Here is a 15,676-nt window from a genome sequence, read left to right as displayed (position 1 = left end):
GGCATTCATTCCCGCCGGCAGTCGGGGTTCACACCATCTGCAGTGGCTGTCGGCGCGAAGGGGGCGGAAAAGCCTGGTCGATGATCGCCAGGTCCTCGGCGCCCAGCTGCACGTCGACGGCCGCGGCATTGGCACGCAGGTGCATGGGGTCGCTGGCCTTGGGAATCGCCCATACGCCCGGCTGGCGCAGCGCCTAGGCCAGCGCGACCTGCGCCGGCTGCGCACCGTGGCGGCGCGCCACTTCGAGCAGGGCGGGACTGCGCAACAGCCCGCCGCCCTGCCCCAGCGGGCAATAGGCCATGACCGGCATGCCTTGGGCCTGGCACCGGGGCAGCAGATCGAATTCGATGCCGCGCTCGGCCGGGTTGTACAGCACCTGGTTGGTGGCACAATCCTGCACCTGCGGCAGTTCCCGCATATCGTCGAGATCGAGGTTGGAAACGCCCCAGTGGCGGATCTTGCCGGCCGCCTGCAGCCGCTCGAAGGCCTCGACGGTTTCCGCCAGCGGATACTGCCCGCGCCAGTGCAACAGGTAGAGGTCGATGAAGTCGGTCCCCAGCCGTCGCAGGCTGCGCTCGCAGGCCGCGGGAATACCCTTGCGGCTGGCGTTGTGCGGATAGACCTTGCTGACCAGGAAGACCCGCTCGCGGCGGCTGCGGATCGCTTCGCCCACCACCGCCTCGGCGCCACCCTCGCCGTACATCTCGGCGGTGTCGATCAGCGTCATGCCCAGTTCGATGCCCAGGCGCAGCGCCGCCACCTCGCGCGGGCGCGCGGCCGGGTCTTCGCCCATGTGCCAGGTGCCCTGGCCGATCGGTGGGACGCAACCGCCATCGATCATGCTGAAAGCGCGCATCAGGCCTGCTCCACGGAGCCGGCGGCTGCGTCCGCCCAGGGGTCGTAGGTGCCGAAGCTCCACAGGTGGCCTTCCAGGTCGCGACAACTGAAGCCGCGGCCGCCGTAGTCCTCGTCCTTCAATTCGACGACGATCTGCGCACCGGCGGCCTTGGCCTGGGTATACAGCGCATCGGCGCTATTGACGATGACATAGATGCCCTGGGTCGAAACGCCGCCGAGTTCGTCCGGCTGGCGCAACTGGCGGCCGTACGCCGAATCGACCACCGGCCCGACCATCAGCATGCCGCTGCCGAAACCGAGCTGCGCGTGGATGATGCCGACCAGCTCGTCCCGGTAGACGCGCTGCCGCTCGAAGCCGAAGGCGCGGCACAGCCAGTCGATGGCCGCCGCCACGTCGCGATAGTGCAGGCAGGGGATCAGGGTGGCGGTGGTGTTCTTGCTTTGCTGAGGCATGGACAGCTCCGATCAGCGGGCCGCCGGGTGGCAGGCCCTCGGTATTGAGAGCGGCGCCGAGCCGATCAATTCCCCGTCAGACACGTTCGCTGAGCCCCAGGCGAATCCCCAGGCCGATGAGGATCGAACCCAGTACCCGGTCGAGCCACTGGCTCAGGGTCCGATTGTTGCGCAGCGCCGTACGGGCACGCGCCGCCAGCAGCACCAGGCCACACTCGACGATGATCGCCACCAGCACCACCAGAACGCCGAGCAGCAGCAGTTGCAGCGGCACCGCGCCATGCTCGGGCCGCACGAACTGCGGCAGGAAGGCCATGAAGAAGATCGCCGCCTTGGGGTTGAGTAAATCCACCAGCACGCCCTGGCGATACGCCCGCCACGCCGTGGTACGCGGCCCGGCCTTGAACTCCAGCGCGGCGCCGCTGCCGGCCGAACGCAGCGCCTGGATGCCCAGGTAGAGCAGATAGGCCGCACCGACGTACTTGACCAGCGTGAAAGCCAGCGCCGAGGTGGCGAGAATCGCCGAAATCCCCAGCGCGGCGAATAGCACGTGCACCAGCGCCCCGCTGCACACGCCGCAAGCGGCAATCACCCCGATGCGCCGCCCACCGGAGAAGGTTCGCGACAACACGTAGAGCAGGTCCGGGCCGGGCGAAAGATTCAGCGCCAGCGCCGCCGAGAAGAACACCAACCAGAACAGAGGATCACCCATCGCCTTTTCCGCCAGAGCCACTCATGGGATTGAAGATAGAGCCGAGGACGACACTGTAGATGGGCAACCTGGTCTTCGCCAGGGAAACGCCCGGAAGACACGTCGTCGACAAACTGACATATTTCTATTGCATCGACTTTTTTTTGTCGCAAAGCTGGGCTACCGTTTCGGTTCGGCGTACAGAACGCCGGACTTCCATGGATCGGAGACGGGCCCATCCCTCTCCCAGATCCGCCATTCAGCAAAGGACATGCGAATGAAAGATGATGCCGTATCGGCTATTACGCCGGCCCCGTCGCGCCTGCTATTGCTTTCCCATAGCGAATTCCTCGACAGCGCGCTGCACCAATACCTCGAAGGTTGCCCCGCTTGCGTCCTGCATCGCGCCGGGACGCTGCGCCCGGAACATGCACGGTTCGCCCTGGCGCTCCTGGACCTCGGCAGCTATTCCCACGACCAGTGCCTGCAGTTGCTGCGCCAGTTCGGCGACATGCCGGTCGCATTGATCAACGCCCAGCCCGATCAGGCGCGCCTGCTGATCGAGATGCACCCCTGGATTCGCGGCGTGTTCTACCGTTCGACCCCGCGCAGCAATTTCATCCGCGGCGTGCAGGCCATGCTCGCCGGCGGCGACTGGCTGCCGCGAGCGCTGATGGAAAAGCTCCTGTGCCGCTACCGGCAACTGACCCACTCCAGTCAGGTCATCGACGAGCTGACCCTGCGTGAGAAGCAGATCCTCGCCCTGGCCGGACATGGCCTCTCGAACTCGGCCATCGCGCAAAAACTGCACCTGAGCACCCACACCATCAAGAGCCATGTGCACAACGCCCTGCGCAAGCTGGGCGCCAGCAACCGGGCCCAGGGGGCCTCCCTGGTACTCGCCCACATCGGCGAGGCGACGCCGTGAAACGCACCGGAACCTGAACCCAGGCGGCACGGCGCGCCCCTCAGCGGGGACGCGCGGGGTTGCCCAGCACCGTGGCCCCCACCGGCACATCGCGGTCAGCACACTGCCGGCCCCGATGATGGCGTCATCGCCCACCACCACGCCCGGCAGGATGATCGCGCCGCCGCCGATCCAGACATTCTTGCCGATCACCACCGGCTTGCCGTATTCCAGGCCCGCCCTGCGCTGCCGCGGATCGCGTGGATGGTCCGCGGTATAGATCTGCACGGCGGGGCCGATCTGGCAGCCCGCGCCGATATGCACGCTACAGACATCCAGGATCACGCAGCCGAAATTGAGGAACACGCCATCTTCCAGGTGGATGTTGTAGCCGTAGTCGCAGTGAAACGGCGCCCGGACCTCCACGCCACGCCCCACCGTCCCCAGCCCTTCGGCCAGCAGGACATCCCGCTCCGCGCCTGTCGCGCCGCTGTAGCGCGCCAACCATGCCCCGGCCCTCTCCCGCTCGGCCATGAGTTCGGCATCGCTTGCCAGGTAAAGCTGCCCGGTGAGCATCTTCTGTTTTTCACTCAGGTTCATGGCCTGCCTCGTCGATTTGAACGCTCCCTGGCTACGACCCCGCCCGCGGCATTTCCGTTGCAACATGGAGCAGATAGCCATCGGCCACGCCCCAAACCGGAGCAACCTGACGAATCGGTCAGCTAGCACCGATACGCAATTCGTGCGGCGGCGCGCCAAAAGCGCCCGCAACATGCCGATCATCAAAAAACATACTCTTTAAAATCAATTACTTGAATAATAACCACAGTCAACCTACGGGGTTGGCGCGCGCCTTGCTATGAGAGCGAAGCCTGACCGCTTGGACAACTAATACAAGCACTCTCATCTGCAGCAAGGAGTACACACATGAAACGCAGCCTCACCTCCGCAGCCCTCGCGGCCGGGTTGATCCTCAGTGGCGAAGCCATGGCCAGCCCGATGCTCTGGCAGAACAACAGCCTCACCTACCTCTACGGCAAGAACTTCGCCGTCGACGCCGGCGAGATCCAGCAGACCATCACCTTCGAACATGCCAGCGGCTGGACCTGGGGGGACATGTTCCTGTTCGTCGACAACAAGTGGTACAACGGCATCTCCGGCAGCGATGGCCACACCTACTACGGCGAGTTCAGCCCGCGCCTGTCGCTGGGCAAGATCAGCGGCGCCGACCTGTCCTTCGGGCCGGTCAAGGACGTGCTGATCTCCGCGACCTACGAACGCGGCGAGGGGCGCAACCGCAACTACCTGCTTGGCCCGGCCGTCGACCTGGCCATTCCCGGTTTCGATCGCTTCGCCCTCAACACCTACTACCGCGAGCCCGACGGCATCACCGGCAAGCCGGGCGGCCAGTGGCAGCTCACCCCCACCTGGGCGATCACCATCCGGTAGGCAAGTCCGACATCCTCTTCGACGGCTACATCGACTGGGTCGTCAACGACGCCGGCTCCAAGTCCAAGGGCAACTACCTCGCCAAGAACTTCCACTTCAACCCGCAGGTCAAGTACGACCTCGGCAAGGCGCTGGACTACACGCCGGGCAAGCTCTACGTCGGTATCGAATACGACTACTGGACCAACAAGTACGGCATTGAGGACAGCAGCGCCTTCAACACCGACAACAACGTCACCAACTTCATCGTCAAGGCGCATTTCTGACGCACCTGCCGCCCGGCCTCGCCGGGCGGTCCTCCCCCCACGCACCAGCGGCAAACGCCGTGCTCAAACCTGTTCGCCTTTGGTGCAAGCATCTCCCGCGCGCCACGCCGCTGCCCGGCCGAAGTCGCACGTCGCCTGGCCGCTGGCGCCAGAACACGCGCAAAGCTAATCAACGGGTCAGGTTCTTGCACTGGCTCCGGGCATTCGAGACGGGCACCGGGCCCGAGGAGCGACCATGCACGACCATCCCTCCGCCGACCCGAGCTACGGCCCGCCGTCGGCTGCCGCCTTCACGGGCCCTGCGAACCGGCGCGCCCTGCCGACCGTTGCCAATTCGCTGGAGGATGGGCCTGGGTATTGCAGCGCAAGCGGAACTGCTGCATCGAATGCCGAAACTCGTGCAGAATCTGTCCGGCTCGGCCATCACTGCGGCGGCCTGCACGGCCATCCTGCCGGACCTGCCGCCGCGCGCACGGCCCGAGCCCAGCATCGCCGCCCACGCGCACCAGGCCTGAGCCCACTGTGGTGGCGCACGTCACCGCGCTCTTCGGATAAGGGACTATGAACAAGAACGAAGCACCCCAGCCGCTCTACACCGCCACGGGCAAGCCCGCCGGCCGCATCCGCCAGAAGAACGAGGAGACCATCCTCAACGCAGCGGCGGAGGAGTTCGCCCGCTACGGCTTCAAGGGCACCAGCATGAACGCCATCGCCACCCGCGCCGGGCTGCCCAAGGCCAACGTGCACTACTACTTCAACAGCAAGCTGGGGCTGTACGTCGAGGTGATGCGGCACATCCTCGAACTCTGGGACACCGCCTTCGACGACCTTACCGTCGATGACGACCCGGCCAGCGCGCTGGCCGACTACATCCGCCTCAAGATGGAGTTCTCCCGCCGCCATCCGCAGGCCTCGAAGATCTTCGCCATGGAGGTCATCAGCGGCTGCGAATGCCTGTCCGAGCACTTCAACCAGGACTACCGCAACTGGTTCCGCGGCCGTGCGGCGGTGTTCGATGCCTGGATCGAAGCCGGCAAGATGGACCCGGTCGACCCCATGCACCTGATCTTCCTGATCTGGAGCGCGACCCAGCACTACGCGGACTTCTCCGACCAGATCCGGCGGATCACCAACAGACGCATGACCAAGGCCGACTACGCCCGGGCCAGCGACAACCTGATCCAGATCATCCTCAAGGGCTGCGGGCTCGCCCTGCCGGCCGACAGCCTCCGCTGAGGCACCCGTGCCGTCCCGGTTGCGCATCCATTCGCCGGCGATCCATTACTTCGACATGGTGCGCCGCTGCCAGTCCATCCGCGAGGCCTCGCGGCGGCTCAACGTCGCCTCCTCGGCGGTGAACCGGCAGATCCTCAAGCTCGAGGACGAGGTCGGCACGCCGCTGTTCGAGCGCCTGCCCGGCGGGCTGCGGCTGACCGCCGCCGGCGAGATCTTCGCCCGTCACGTCATCGTCGTGCTGCAGGACACCGAGCGGGTGCGCTCCGAGCTGGACGCGCTGCAGGGCCTGCGCACCGGCCACGTGGAAATCGCCACGATCTCGAGCGTCACCTCCGACCTGCTGCCCTGCGTGCTGCAGCGCCTGCGCGAGCGCTATCCGCGCATCACCGTGGGCGTCACCAGCCTGGGCTCGCAGGCGATTCCCGAGGCGGTCACCCGTGGCCAGGCGGACATCGGCCTGGCCTTCGCCCTGCCGCGCACCGCCGAGCTGCAGCAACTGAGCGTCGGCCACTTCCGCCTCGGCGCCATCGTCGCCCCCGAACATCCGCTGGCCGGGCGCCGCGAGGTGAGTTTCGCCACCTGCGCCGAGCACCCGTTGATCCTGGCCAAGAGCGAACTGTCCATCCACCACCTGCTCGGCCCGCTACTGGCGCGCACCGGATTGCGGCACAAGGCCGCGCTGGAAACCGGCTCGGTGGAACTGGCACTGCAGATGGCCAAGCGCGGCGCCGGCGTCGCCTTCCAGACGCGCATCGGCATCGAGGCGGAACTGGCCAGCGGCACGCTGGTGCACGTACCCCTGAACGACGGCGGCGCGGTGTTCAGCGATCTCGGCGTCTACGTGCGCAGCTCGCGCTACCTGCCAGTGGCAGTGGACGCCTTCGTCCGCGCCTGGGTGAGGAAATCGCCGCGCGTGAGGCGCAGGAAGCCACGGGAACGTAAGTGGCGCGGCGCCCAACGAGTGCAATATCAGCCGTAGCTTCGGCCGGGTGTTGGGCTTCGCCGCTTCGCGGCTCAACCCAACCTACGTGCAAGCCGGGCAGGTTGGGTTGAGCGAAGCGAAGCCCAACGCACGCGCACCGGAGTTCAGCGGACGAACACCAGCGCCTTCAGGCCGCTGTCCGGGTTCACGTCGGGGAATTCCGGGGGGTTGTCCAGGCGCCGCTCGAAGCGCAACTGCGGGGCCTCGGCGGCCATGCCCTCGACCAGGAAGGCTGGAGCGACATCCGGATCGTTGACGCAGGCCAGCACCTGGCCACCCGGATTCAGCAGTTCCGGCAAGCGGCGCAGGATCTTCCGGTAATCGCGGCTCAGCGCGAAGCTGCCCTTCTGGAACGATGGTGGGTCGATGACGATCAGGTCGTAGGGACCGAGCTTCCTCACCTTGCCCCAGGACTTGAACAGCTCGTGGGCGAGAAAGCTGACCCGGCTGAGCTCATGGCCGTTCAGGCGGTGGTTCTCGCGCCCGCGGCTCAGCGCCGCGCTGGCCATGTCCAGATTCACTACATGCTCGGCGCCGCCGGCAAGCGCCGCGACCGAAAAGCCGCAGGTATAGGCGAACAGGTTGAGCACGCGTTTGCCTTGCGCGTTTTCCTGCACCCAGGCACGCCCATGGCGCATGTCGAGGAACAGGCCGTTGTTCTGCTTGCGGCCCAGGTCCAGCGTGTAGCGCAAGCCGTTCTCGTCGATCTGCCACTCGGCGGGCACATCGCCCAGCAACGCCTCGGTCGTCGCCTCCGGCAGGTAGCGATGCTGCAGTAGAAGGTGCTGAACTTGGAGCTGCCGCCATGCCGGGGATTCGGCCAGCGCTCGCAGCATCCGCTTCAGCGCCTCCAGTTCCGCCGCGCCGGGGTCACGAAACAGCGCGACCAGCAGCACGCCCTGCAGCCAGTCGACGGTGATCTGTTCGAGCCCCTGCCAGCAGCGACCACGGCCATGGAACAACCGGCGGGTTTCGCTGGGGGCCGGGTCGAGGCCGCGGAGCAGGTGCTGTTGCAGGATGGCAAGCGCGTCGGCGTGCATGGGCATATTCGGTCAGGCGTGGGCGCGGCATTCTAGCAGCGCCGGCCGACCGTTGCGGCAAAGCGAGCGATTGCGGCAAAGCGTCGCGGCTCGCTGCACACGCGGGGAAGCAAACGATCCGCCGGCACGGCAGCGCTGGCTGGCGCTACCCGGGTCACAACGGCCATCGGCGGCGGACATGAGCGCCTCGTCCGGCGGACGGATGAGCTGCAAATCTTCAATCACAACACACTAATGTGAACGATTAGTATTTGAAATAGCATTTGCCATTGCATAAGATGCAGCCGCCTTCAGCCACCCAAGCGCGCGATGCATATGGATGCCGCTCGACAATCGAAAGCCGCCGTGCACCTGGCCATGCTCATCAACATGCTGTCGATCGGCAGCCTGATGATGGTGATGCCGCTCGGTCCGGATTTCGTTCGCACGCTGGGCATGCAGGCCAGCCACGTCGGCTATATCGCCGGCGGCGCCACCCTGGCATCGGCCCTCAGCGCGGCACTGGCTGCCGCCTGGCTCGACCGCCTGGACCGCAAGCGGACCCTGGTCACCCTATTGGCGCTGCGCTTCGCCCTGCTGCTGAGCTGCGCGCTGGCCAGCGACCCCGCACAGCTGATCGGCCTGTTCGTGCTCTCCGGCCTGGTAGCGGGACCGATGGGGGCGGTGCTGATGGCGGCCATGCTCGACCTGATCCCGCCGGCCGAGCGCGGGCGCCGGCTCGCCTACGTCGCCATGGGCTATTCGCTGGCGGCCATCGTGGTGACGCCGGCGGCGCTGGAACTGGCCGCGCGCGGCGGCTGGCAAGTCCCCTTCGTATTGTTCGGCGCAGCCGGAGTGCTGCTCGCCATGCTTTGCCAGCTGTCCTTTCCCGCACCGCCGCCACATATACGCGCGGCCGGCAGCATCCGGCCGCTGCTGCGCTCGCCACTGTGCCTGGGCGCCCTGGCCATCGTCGCGCTGCAGATGTTCGGCCACTTCCTGCTGGTGCCGCATTTCTCCAACTACTTCCAGTTCAACCTCGCCTTTGCGCGCGAGCACATCGGCCTGCTCTACCTCTGTGGCGGCCTCGCCAGCCTGGCGGCGATGCACCTGGGCGGCGTGCTGATCGACCGCGGCAACGCGGTGGCGGTCGTCCTGCTCAGCAGCGGCCTGCTGGCGGCCATCACCCTGCTCGGTTTCGTGCTAGTGCCGGGGCTTTCGCTGTTCCTGGTGTTCACGCTGTTCATGGCGCTGGGGGCGGTGCGCACCAGCAGCACCCTCACCATCGCCGCCGGCATTCCGCAGCCCCAGCAGCGTGCGGCCTTCATGGCCCTGCAGGGCACCGTTTCGAACGTCGCCTGCGGCCTCGGCAGCCTGTTCTCGGCGGCCTACCTGGGCGCGGGCGCCGGTGGCCGCCTGATCGGTTTCAACGATCTGGCCTGGCTGTATGCCGGCGCCGGAACAGCCGCCGGTATCGGCGTGTTGTGCCTGCTGCGCGGCCTCGGGCAGCGCGACGCAAAAACACAAGGCGGGACGCAACCTGCCGGGGAATCGTGATCAGTTCTGCAACCAATCGGCAATGGAGTCTGCAATGCAACCTGTACGAACAATCGGCCGTCCGCGGCACCTGTCCCTGACCCTGCTCGGCAGCCTGCTGCCGTTCGCGGCGCTGGCCGACACCCCGGCTACCACCCTGGAAACCCAGGTCATCACCGCCACCCAGACCGCCCACAGCGAACTCAGCGCACCAGCCAGCGTGTCGGTGGTGACCCGCGACGAGCTGGACAGGTACCCCGTCTACAACCTCGCCGACGCGGTGAAATACCTGCCCGGCGTGCATATCAGCCCGTCCTCCACCTACGGTCGCAAGGAAATCAAGCTGCGCGGGATGGATTCGGACTACACCCTGCTGCTGGTCAACGGCCGCCGGGTGAATTCCCGCGAGGCGCTGACCTCCAACTACGCCAACGACTTCGACCTGTCGTCGATCCCCATGGCCGCCATCGAGCGTATCGAGGTGATCCGCGGGCCGATGTCCTCGCTGTACGGCGCCGATGCCCTGGGCGGTGTGGTCAACGTGATCCTGCGCCAGCCGACGGACAAGACCGAAGCCGGCATCGCCTATGGCTACGAACACCCGACCGAAGGCGACTCCGGCGACAGCCACAAGGCCAGCGGCTACCTCAGCGGCGCGCTGATCGACAACAAGCTGCGCGGCAACCTGATCGTCGAAACCACCGACCAGGCGGCCTGGGGCTCCGAGCAGACCGTCTTCGCCAACACCGATGCGGTCGAGAAACGCCAGAACGGCAGCGCCTTCGGCACCCTCAGCTGGCTGCTGGATGAGCGCCAGAGCATCGACCTGGACATGAGCTACCGCAGCGACGACCGCAAAGCGATCTGGAACAACTCCGGCGTGTCCTTCCCCACCAACATCCAGGAAATGGACCGCTGGACCCTGGGCCTGGCGCACAACGGCAACTGGGACGGCTTCAACACCCGCCTGCGCTACTACTACGAAGACGTCGAGCTGATGGACGACTCCGAGATCATGACCAACCTGCGGGGCGTGAAGGGCGACGTGCAGCAGAAGAACCACACCGTCGACGGCCAGGTCAGCGCCTTTCTCGGCAACCACCTGCTCACCCTGGGCAGCGAGTTCCGCCGCATCGAACTGTCGCACAACCAGAACCTGGGTTCGGATACCGAAGTCGACCAGAAGGCCGTCTACCTGCAGGACGAATTCTCCATCGGCCGGCTCGACGTGACCCTGGGCGGCCGCTGGGACGACCACGACAGCTTCGGCGGCGAGTTCAGCCCGCGCGCCTACGGCGTCTACAACCTGACCGACAACTGGGTCATCAAGGGCGGCGCCGGCAAATCCTTCAAGGCGCCGAGCATCTACCAGTTCGACGAGACCTACGGCGTGCTGGCCTGCCGCGGCATGTGCACCCTGGTCGGCAACCCCGACCTGAAACCGGAAACCGCCACCAGCTACGAGCTCGGCACGCTCTATCAGGACGAGCGCATAGAGGCCGGCATCATGTTCTTCGATAACGAAATCGAAGACATGATCTACACCGACAGCTGGCGCGCGGGCCACATGCCGGCCGTGATGACCTACACCAACGTCGACAAGGCGCGGGTCAGGGGCTACGAGCTGCAGGGCCGCTACGCCTTCAACGATGCCGTCGGCCTGCGCGCCAACTACACCTATGCGGACGCCGAGAACCGCGAGACCGACGAGCCCCTGCGCAACACGCCGCAGCACATGGCCAACATCGGCCTCGACTGGCAAGCCCTGGACAATCTCGCCCTGAACCTGGACTACCAGTACACCGGCAGCCAGTACGTCTACGTCTCGGCCGCCCAACCGGAAGTCGAGACCGGTGCCTTCCACACCGTCAGCCTCGGTGCCCGTTACAAGGCCACCCGGGAGCTGACGCTCAACGGCGGCCTCAACAACCTGACCAACGAAAAACGCGACGACGTCGCCCAGTCGATCGACAACATCCTCATGGGTCGCACGCTGTTCGTCGGCTTCAGCTACGACATCTGATCCGCCCATGCTCGGCGGCACGAGCCGCCGGGCGCAACCGGAGCGCTGCACATGAACCATGCCACGCACTGAACACGCCATGCCGGCCCTGCAGAAGGCCGTCCTCGCCGGCGCGGGCGGCCTGTTGCTGTCGCTGCTGGCGCTGTCGCTGGCCACCGGCGCCGGCGTCTATGGCGCCGACGCGGTATTCGGCTACCTGCTCGGGCAGCCGGAGCGCCTGGCCGACGACAAGCTCGCCATGGTCGTCGACACCCTGCGCCTGCCGCGCACCCTCGCGGCGCTGGTGGTCGGCGGCAGCCTGGCGATCGCCGCCTCGCTGCTGCAGAGCGCCACGCGCAATCCCCTGGCCGAACCCGGCCTGCTCGGAGTGAACGCCGGCGCGGTGCTCGGCTGGTGATCGGCCTGATCCATTTCGGCGTCGAATCCACCCAGGGCTATCTGCTCTGGTCCGGCCTCGGCGCCCTGCTGGGCAACCTGATCGTGCTGGGCGTCGGCCTGATGCTCGGCCAGGCCAGCCGCTCAAGCTGATCCTCGCCGGCGTGGCGCTGGGCGCCATCTTCGGCGGGCTGGCCAACTTCATGCTGCTGTCCACTCGCGTGGCGCTGGAGCAGTTCCGTTTCTGGAACCTGGGTTCGCTGTCGGCCTCGCGCCTGGATGCCGTCGCCACGGTCAGCCCGCTCGCCGTGCTCGGCCTGCTGCTGGCGGCGTTCCTCTGCCGCCAGCTGACCCTGATGCAGATGGGCGACAGCCAGGCCCGTGCACTGGGCATCCACACCACCTGGGTGCGCCTCGGCGTGCTGGCGGCCTCGACCCTGCTGACCGCCTGCGCCATTTCCCTGGCCGGCCCGGTGGGCTTTCTCGGCTTCCTCGCCGCCTACTGCGCGCGGCTCGTCGAGCCGGTGGCGCTGCTGCGCCAGCTGTTGTTCTCGACGCTGTTCGGCATGCTCTTCCTGCTCGCCGCCGACGTGCTCGCACGCTGGCTGATCCAGCCCTTCGAATTGCCGGTCGGCACCCTGCTGGCGGCACTCGGAGCGCCGACGCTGATCGCCATCGTATTGCGCGGTGGCTTCCGTGCCCTGCTGACGGTGAGGTAGCCCGATGACGACCCTACCCTCCCCCTCCGGCGTCTGGGCGCTGCGCATCGGCGGCCTGAGCCTGCTGCTGCATCGCCGCACCTGGCTGGTCTCGCTGGCGCTGCTGGCGTTGCTCGCCACCCTGGCGGTGCTGGCCATCAGCCTAGGCAGCGGCAACCTGGGCCTGCGCGACGTGCTCGCGACCCTGGCCGGCCAGGGCGGCAAGCTGCAGGAGATCATGGTGTTCAAGATCCGCCTGCCGCGCGTCGCCGCCGCGATCGTCGCCGGGCTGGCGATGGGCATGGCCGGCTGCCTGATCCAGACCCTGGTGCGCAACCGCCTGGCCACGCCGGACATGATCGGCGTCAACGAGGGCGCCTCGCTGGCGGTGGTCGCCTTCGCCCTCTACCTCACCCTCGGCAACTGGCCCTGGTGGGCGTCGCCGCTTGGCGCCGTGCTGGCCGCCGCCGCGCTGTTCGCCCTGTGCCGGCGCCCCGGCGAGCAGGGCTACCTGTTCATCGTCATCGGTATCGCGCTGTCCGAACTGCTCGGCGCCATCGGCGACTTCGCCATGTCGACCCAGCCGCTGGTGCACCTGGGCAGCATCTACCTGTGGACCATGGGCCACTTCGCCGGGGTCAGCTACCAGACGGTCAGCCCCATCGCGCTGCTGCTGGTACTACTCTGCCCGCTGATGGCGCTGCTCAACCGCCCGCTGGCGCTGCTGCGCTTCGGCGACGCCACCGCGCAGAACCTCGGCATCCGCGTACCGGCGATCCAGCTCGGCGTGCTCGCCCTGGCGATCCTGGTGGCGGCGCTGGGCACGGCGATCGGCGGGCCGGTAGTATTCATCGCCATGGCCGCGCCGATCCTGGCGTCCTGGCTGGCACGTGACAACCTCGCGCCGATCTGGCTGTCGGCGCTATGCGGCGCGGTGCTGCTGCTCGGCAGCGACACACTGGTACGCGTACTCGCCCAGCCCGAAGAAATCCCCACCGGAATCATGACGCGCCTGCTCGGCGGCATCCTGCTGCTCGGCCTCTTGATCAAGGACAGACGAGGAGCCGACTGATGACTGCCCTGCGTGCAGAAAACCTGCATTTCGCCTACCAGGACAAGGTGGTGCTCGACGACCTGTCCTTCAGCCTGCCCCGCGGCAAGCTGATCGGCATCGTCGGCCCCAACGGCAGCGGCAAGTCCACCCTGCTCAAGCTGCTCGCCCGCCAGCTGCCGCTGCAGCGCGGCACGGTGGAGATCCACGGCAAGCCGCTGGGCCACTATTCGCTCAAGGCGCTGGCGCGCGAGCTGGCCTTCCTGCCGCAGCGCCCGGTGCTCGCCGAGGGCATCCGCGTCGAGCAACTGGTGCAGTACGGCCGCCATCCGCACCAGGGCTGGTTCAACCAGTGGAGCGCCGAAGACGCCCGCCAGGTGGCGCGCGCCCGCGAAGCGATGCAGCTCGACGCCATCTGGCAACGCAATGCCGCCTCGCTCTCCGGCGGCCAGGCGCAGCGGGCCTGGCTGGGCATGATCCTGGCGCAGGACACCGACCTGATCCTGCTCGACGAACCCACCAGCGCGCTGGACATCGGCCACCAGGCCGAGGTGATGGAAGCCGTGCACGGCATCGCCGCCGCCGGGCGCACGGTGCTCATCGTGATCCACGACCTAGGCATCGCCGCGCGCTACTGCGACGAGCTGATCGCCCTGGCCGACGGCCGCATCCAGGCCCTGGGCCCCGCCCGCGAGGTGATGACCAAGGCGCTGGTGGACCGCCTCTACGACACCGACGTCGACATCCTCCACGCCCCCGGCGACGGCGCCCCGGTCATCGTGCCGCGTCGCCGCCGGGCCCTGGCTGCGCATGCCGAGGCACTGCTCGAACATACCGAAAAGGAAGCTACGCCATGATGCCCACGATCTACCGGCGCCTCGCCGCCACCTTACTGGCCGGCCTGCTCGCCCTGCCTGCCATGGCCGAAACCCGCCAGGTGCAGGATGCCTTCGGCAATACGGTAAGCGTCCCCGCCGCGCCCAAGCGCGTCATCACCCTCAGCGAGATCGACCTGGATACCGCGCTGGCGCTCGGCGTCACCCCGGTCGGCACCATCAACGGCCGTGGCCAGGCAGCGCCGCCACGTTACCTGGACGGCAAGCTGCCGGCCGGGATCGAGGTGGTCGGCGACATCGACAATCCCAACCTGGAAACCCTGCTGGAACTGGAGCCCGACCTGATCCTCACCGGCCCGGTGAAACCCGAGCAGCTGGCGATCCTCAACGAGATCGCGCCCACGGTGATCACCTTCAGCTGGGCGCGGCCCTGGCAGGAAAGCATGCAGCGCACCGCCCAGGCGCTGAACCGCGAGGCCGAGGCCAAGGCCGTGCTGGAACGCTACTGGGCGCGCATCGAAGAGGCACGCAAGCGCCTCGCGGGCCATCAGGGCGAGACGCTGAGCATCGTGCGCTGGAACCCCAAGGGCCCGTCGTACATGTTCCTCGACGCCTTCTCCAGCTCGGTGGTCGAGGACATCGGCCTGGTCCGTCCAGCGCATCAGCAGGACCCCGGTCATACCCACTCGATGGCCCTGAGCCTGGAGTCGCTGGAACTGCTCGATGCCGACTGGCTGGTGATCGGCACCCTGGCCACCAGTGGCGAGGCGGTCGAGGCCATGCAGCAGGCCGAGCAGACCCCGGCGTTCCGTCAGTTGTCGGCGATCCGGGCCAAGCGTTTCGGCGCGGTGGACGGCTCGCTGTGGACCTCGCTCGGCGGGCCGCAGGCGGCGCTGCAGGTGATCGAGGATGTCGAAGCGCTGCTGGGCAAGGCGGGTGCCGAGCCGGTGGTCAGGGATTAGGATCGAAGCGAGGCCGATCGGCCTTTTTTCACGTGCATCGCGCTTTCTCGGGGAAGCAAAGCTTGAGATCGGATTGGCAAGTTTGGGTGTGCTGAATGAAAGTTTTGCTTTCATGGCGTTTGGCGAGTTGCTTGGAAGCTTGGTTTCGCCCTGCTGGGCGAGTTCCTTTTGGCAGTCGCCCCAAAAGGAACAAGTCTTGCCCCTGCATCCGGCCCCGGCTGCGCCGGGGTTCGTTCTCTCCATCGCCGCTCCAGGGGCACGCCGCGAAGGGATGTCCCTGTCCCTTCGCGTCTCTCGCGGCGTCCATGCCGCTCAACCCCCCTACGCAAACGAT

14 protein-coding genes and 4 pseudogenes are annotated in these 15,676 nt (G+C 67.1%); 13 read left to right on the top strand and 5 right to left on the bottom strand.

Annotated features, from left to right (window positions below):
- Positions 1-28: 28 nt before the first annotated feature.
- From BAY1663_RS04500 to BAY1663_RS04490, 3 genes and pseudogenes are all read right to left on the bottom strand, one after another.
- Positions 29-856: pseudogene (locus BAY1663_RS04500) on the bottom strand (aldo/keto reductase).
- A complete protein-coding gene (locus tag BAY1663_RS04495; RefSeq protein WP_037038244.1) occupies positions 856-1,311 on the bottom strand; it encodes a VOC family protein in 456 nt (151 codons plus the stop codon). Before BAY1663_RS04495 ends, BAY1663_RS04500 begins: the two are co-directional and overlap by 1 nt.
- 76 nt (positions 1,312-1,387) lie before the next feature.
- Complete coding sequence (locus BAY1663_RS04490; protein WP_037038243.1) at positions 1,388-2,023, bottom strand: LysE family translocator; 636 nt, start codon at positions 2,021-2,023, stop codon at positions 1,388-1,390.
- A gap of 256 nt (positions 2,024-2,279) precedes the next feature.
- Between BAY1663_RS04490 and BAY1663_RS04485 the strand changes: the two genes are divergently transcribed.
- Positions 2,280-2,930: a response regulator transcription factor gene (locus BAY1663_RS04485; protein WP_037038242.1), complete on the top strand. Its 651-nt coding sequence runs from the start codon at positions 2,280-2,282 to the stop codon at positions 2,928-2,930.
- Between the two features lie 40 nt (positions 2,931-2,970).
- On the opposite strand, the pseudogene BAY1663_RS23315 reads toward BAY1663_RS04485, so the two are convergent.
- Positions 2,971-3,509 (bottom strand): annotated as a pseudogene (locus BAY1663_RS23315) (sugar O-acetyltransferase).
- A 327-nt stretch (positions 3,510-3,836) separates the two neighbouring features.
- Here BAY1663_RS23315 and BAY1663_RS04480 point away from each other — a divergent pair.
- From BAY1663_RS04480 to BAY1663_RS04470, 4 genes and pseudogenes are all read left to right on the top strand, one after another.
- Positions 3,837-4,624 (top strand): annotated as a pseudogene (locus tag BAY1663_RS04480) (outer membrane protein OmpK).
- A gap of 386 nt (positions 4,625-5,010) precedes the next feature.
- On the top strand, positions 5,011-5,139 hold the full coding sequence (locus BAY1663_RS24965; RefSeq protein WP_256206536.1) for a hypothetical protein: 129 nt from the start codon (positions 5,011-5,013) through the stop codon (positions 5,137-5,139).
- A 46-nt stretch (positions 5,140-5,185) separates the two neighbouring features.
- On the top strand, positions 5,186-5,860 hold the full coding sequence (locus BAY1663_RS04475) for a TetR/AcrR family transcriptional regulator (protein WP_037038241.1): 675 nt from the start codon (positions 5,186-5,188) through the stop codon (positions 5,858-5,860).
- A gap of 7 nt (positions 5,861-5,867) precedes the next feature.
- Positions 5,868-6,802 (top strand): annotated as a pseudogene (locus tag BAY1663_RS04470) (LysR family transcriptional regulator).
- A 144-nt stretch (positions 6,803-6,946) separates the two neighbouring features.
- Here BAY1663_RS04470 and BAY1663_RS04465 read toward each other — a convergent pair.
- Positions 6,947-7,882: a class I SAM-dependent methyltransferase gene (locus BAY1663_RS04465; RefSeq protein WP_037038239.1), complete on the bottom strand. Its 936-nt coding sequence runs from the start codon at positions 7,880-7,882 to the stop codon at positions 6,947-6,949.
- A 309-nt stretch (positions 7,883-8,191) separates the two neighbouring features.
- Here BAY1663_RS04465 and BAY1663_RS04460 point away from each other — a divergent pair, with 309 nt between their 5' ends.
- The 8 genes from BAY1663_RS04460 to BAY1663_RS04435 are packed head-to-tail and all read left to right on the top strand — an operon-like array spanning position 8,192 to position 15,342.
- A complete protein-coding gene (locus BAY1663_RS04460) occupies positions 8,192-9,418 on the top strand; it encodes an MFS transporter (protein WP_037038238.1) in 1,227 nt (408 codons plus the stop codon).
- Positions 9,419-9,452: 34 nt separating this feature from the next.
- A complete protein-coding gene (locus BAY1663_RS04455) occupies positions 9,453-11,420 on the top strand; it encodes a TonB-dependent receptor domain-containing protein (protein WP_037038236.1) in 1,968 nt (655 codons plus the stop codon).
- A 58-nt stretch (positions 11,421-11,478) separates the two neighbouring features.
- Positions 11,479-11,817 (top strand): iron chelate uptake ABC transporter family permease subunit, encoded by a 339-nt coding sequence (locus BAY1663_RS25700; RefSeq protein ID WP_305809515.1) that lies wholly within the window; start codon positions 11,479-11,481, stop codon positions 11,815-11,817.
- Entirely contained in the window at positions 11,814-11,948 is a 135-nt protein-coding gene (locus BAY1663_RS25695; RefSeq protein ID WP_305809514.1) for a hypothetical protein, read from the top strand. Before BAY1663_RS25700 ends, BAY1663_RS25695 begins: the two co-directional genes overlap by 4 nt.
- Positions 11,949-11,959: 11 nt before the next feature.
- Positions 11,960-12,514 (top strand): iron ABC transporter permease, encoded by a 555-nt coding sequence (locus BAY1663_RS25690; protein WP_305809513.1) that lies wholly within the window; start codon positions 11,960-11,962, stop codon positions 12,512-12,514.
- A 4-nt stretch (positions 12,515-12,518) separates the two neighbouring features.
- Entirely contained in the window at positions 12,519-13,565 is a 1,047-nt protein-coding gene (locus BAY1663_RS04445; protein WP_037038234.1) for an iron chelate uptake ABC transporter family permease subunit, read from the top strand.
- Complete coding sequence (locus BAY1663_RS04440) at positions 13,565-14,401, top strand: ABC transporter ATP-binding protein (RefSeq protein WP_037038232.1); 837 nt, start codon at positions 13,565-13,567, stop codon at positions 14,399-14,401. Before BAY1663_RS04445 ends, BAY1663_RS04440 begins: the two co-directional genes overlap by 1 nt.
- Positions 14,398-15,342 (top strand): iron-siderophore ABC transporter substrate-binding protein, encoded by a 945-nt coding sequence (locus BAY1663_RS04435; RefSeq protein WP_051497072.1) that lies wholly within the window; start codon positions 14,398-14,400, stop codon positions 15,340-15,342. Before BAY1663_RS04440 ends, BAY1663_RS04435 begins: the two co-directional genes overlap by 4 nt.
- Positions 15,343-15,676 lie beyond the last annotated feature (334 nt).

Source organism: Pseudomonas sp. BAY1663 (genome assembly GCF_000582595.1).
Lineage (GTDB): Bacteria > Pseudomonadota > Gammaproteobacteria > Pseudomonadales > Pseudomonadaceae > Stutzerimonas > Stutzerimonas stutzeri_AF.
This window is presented reverse-complemented; position numbering and strand designations above follow the sequence as displayed.

Coding starts and splice junctions, on each gene's coding strand:
- BAY1663_RS04485 (WP_037038242.1), top strand. CDS start 2,280: ATGAAAGATGATGCCGTATCGGCTATTACGCCGGCCCCGTCGCGCCTG.
- BAY1663_RS04445 (WP_037038234.1), top strand. CDS start 12,519: ATGACGACCCTACCCTCCCCCTCCGGCGTCTGGGCGCTGCGCATCGGC.
- BAY1663_RS04455 (WP_037038236.1), top strand. CDS start 9,453: ATGCAACCTGTACGAACAATCGGCCGTCCGCGGCACCTGTCCCTGACC.
- BAY1663_RS24965 (WP_256206536.1), top strand. CDS start 5,011: ATGCCGAAACTCGTGCAGAATCTGTCCGGCTCGGCCATCACTGCGGCG.
- BAY1663_RS04465 (WP_037038239.1), bottom strand. CDS start 7,882: ATGCACGCCGACGCGCTTGCCATCCTGCAACAGCACCTGCTCCGCGGC.
- BAY1663_RS04475 (WP_037038241.1), top strand. CDS start 5,186: ATGAACAAGAACGAAGCACCCCAGCCGCTCTACACCGCCACGGGCAAG.
- BAY1663_RS04495 (WP_037038244.1), bottom strand. CDS start 1,311: ATGCCTCAGCAAAGCAAGAACACCACCGCCACCCTGATCCCCTGCCTG.
- BAY1663_RS25700 (WP_305809515.1), top strand. CDS start 11,479: ATGCCACGCACTGAACACGCCATGCCGGCCCTGCAGAAGGCCGTCCTC.
- BAY1663_RS04435 (WP_051497072.1), top strand. CDS start 14,398: ATGATGCCCACGATCTACCGGCGCCTCGCCGCCACCTTACTGGCCGGC.
- BAY1663_RS04460 (WP_037038238.1), top strand. CDS start 8,192: ATGCATATGGATGCCGCTCGACAATCGAAAGCCGCCGTGCACCTGGCC.
- BAY1663_RS04490 (WP_037038243.1), bottom strand. CDS start 2,023: ATGGGTGATCCTCTGTTCTGGTTGGTGTTCTTCTCGGCGGCGCTGGCG.
- BAY1663_RS04440 (WP_037038232.1), top strand. CDS start 13,565: ATGACTGCCCTGCGTGCAGAAAACCTGCATTTCGCCTACCAGGACAAG.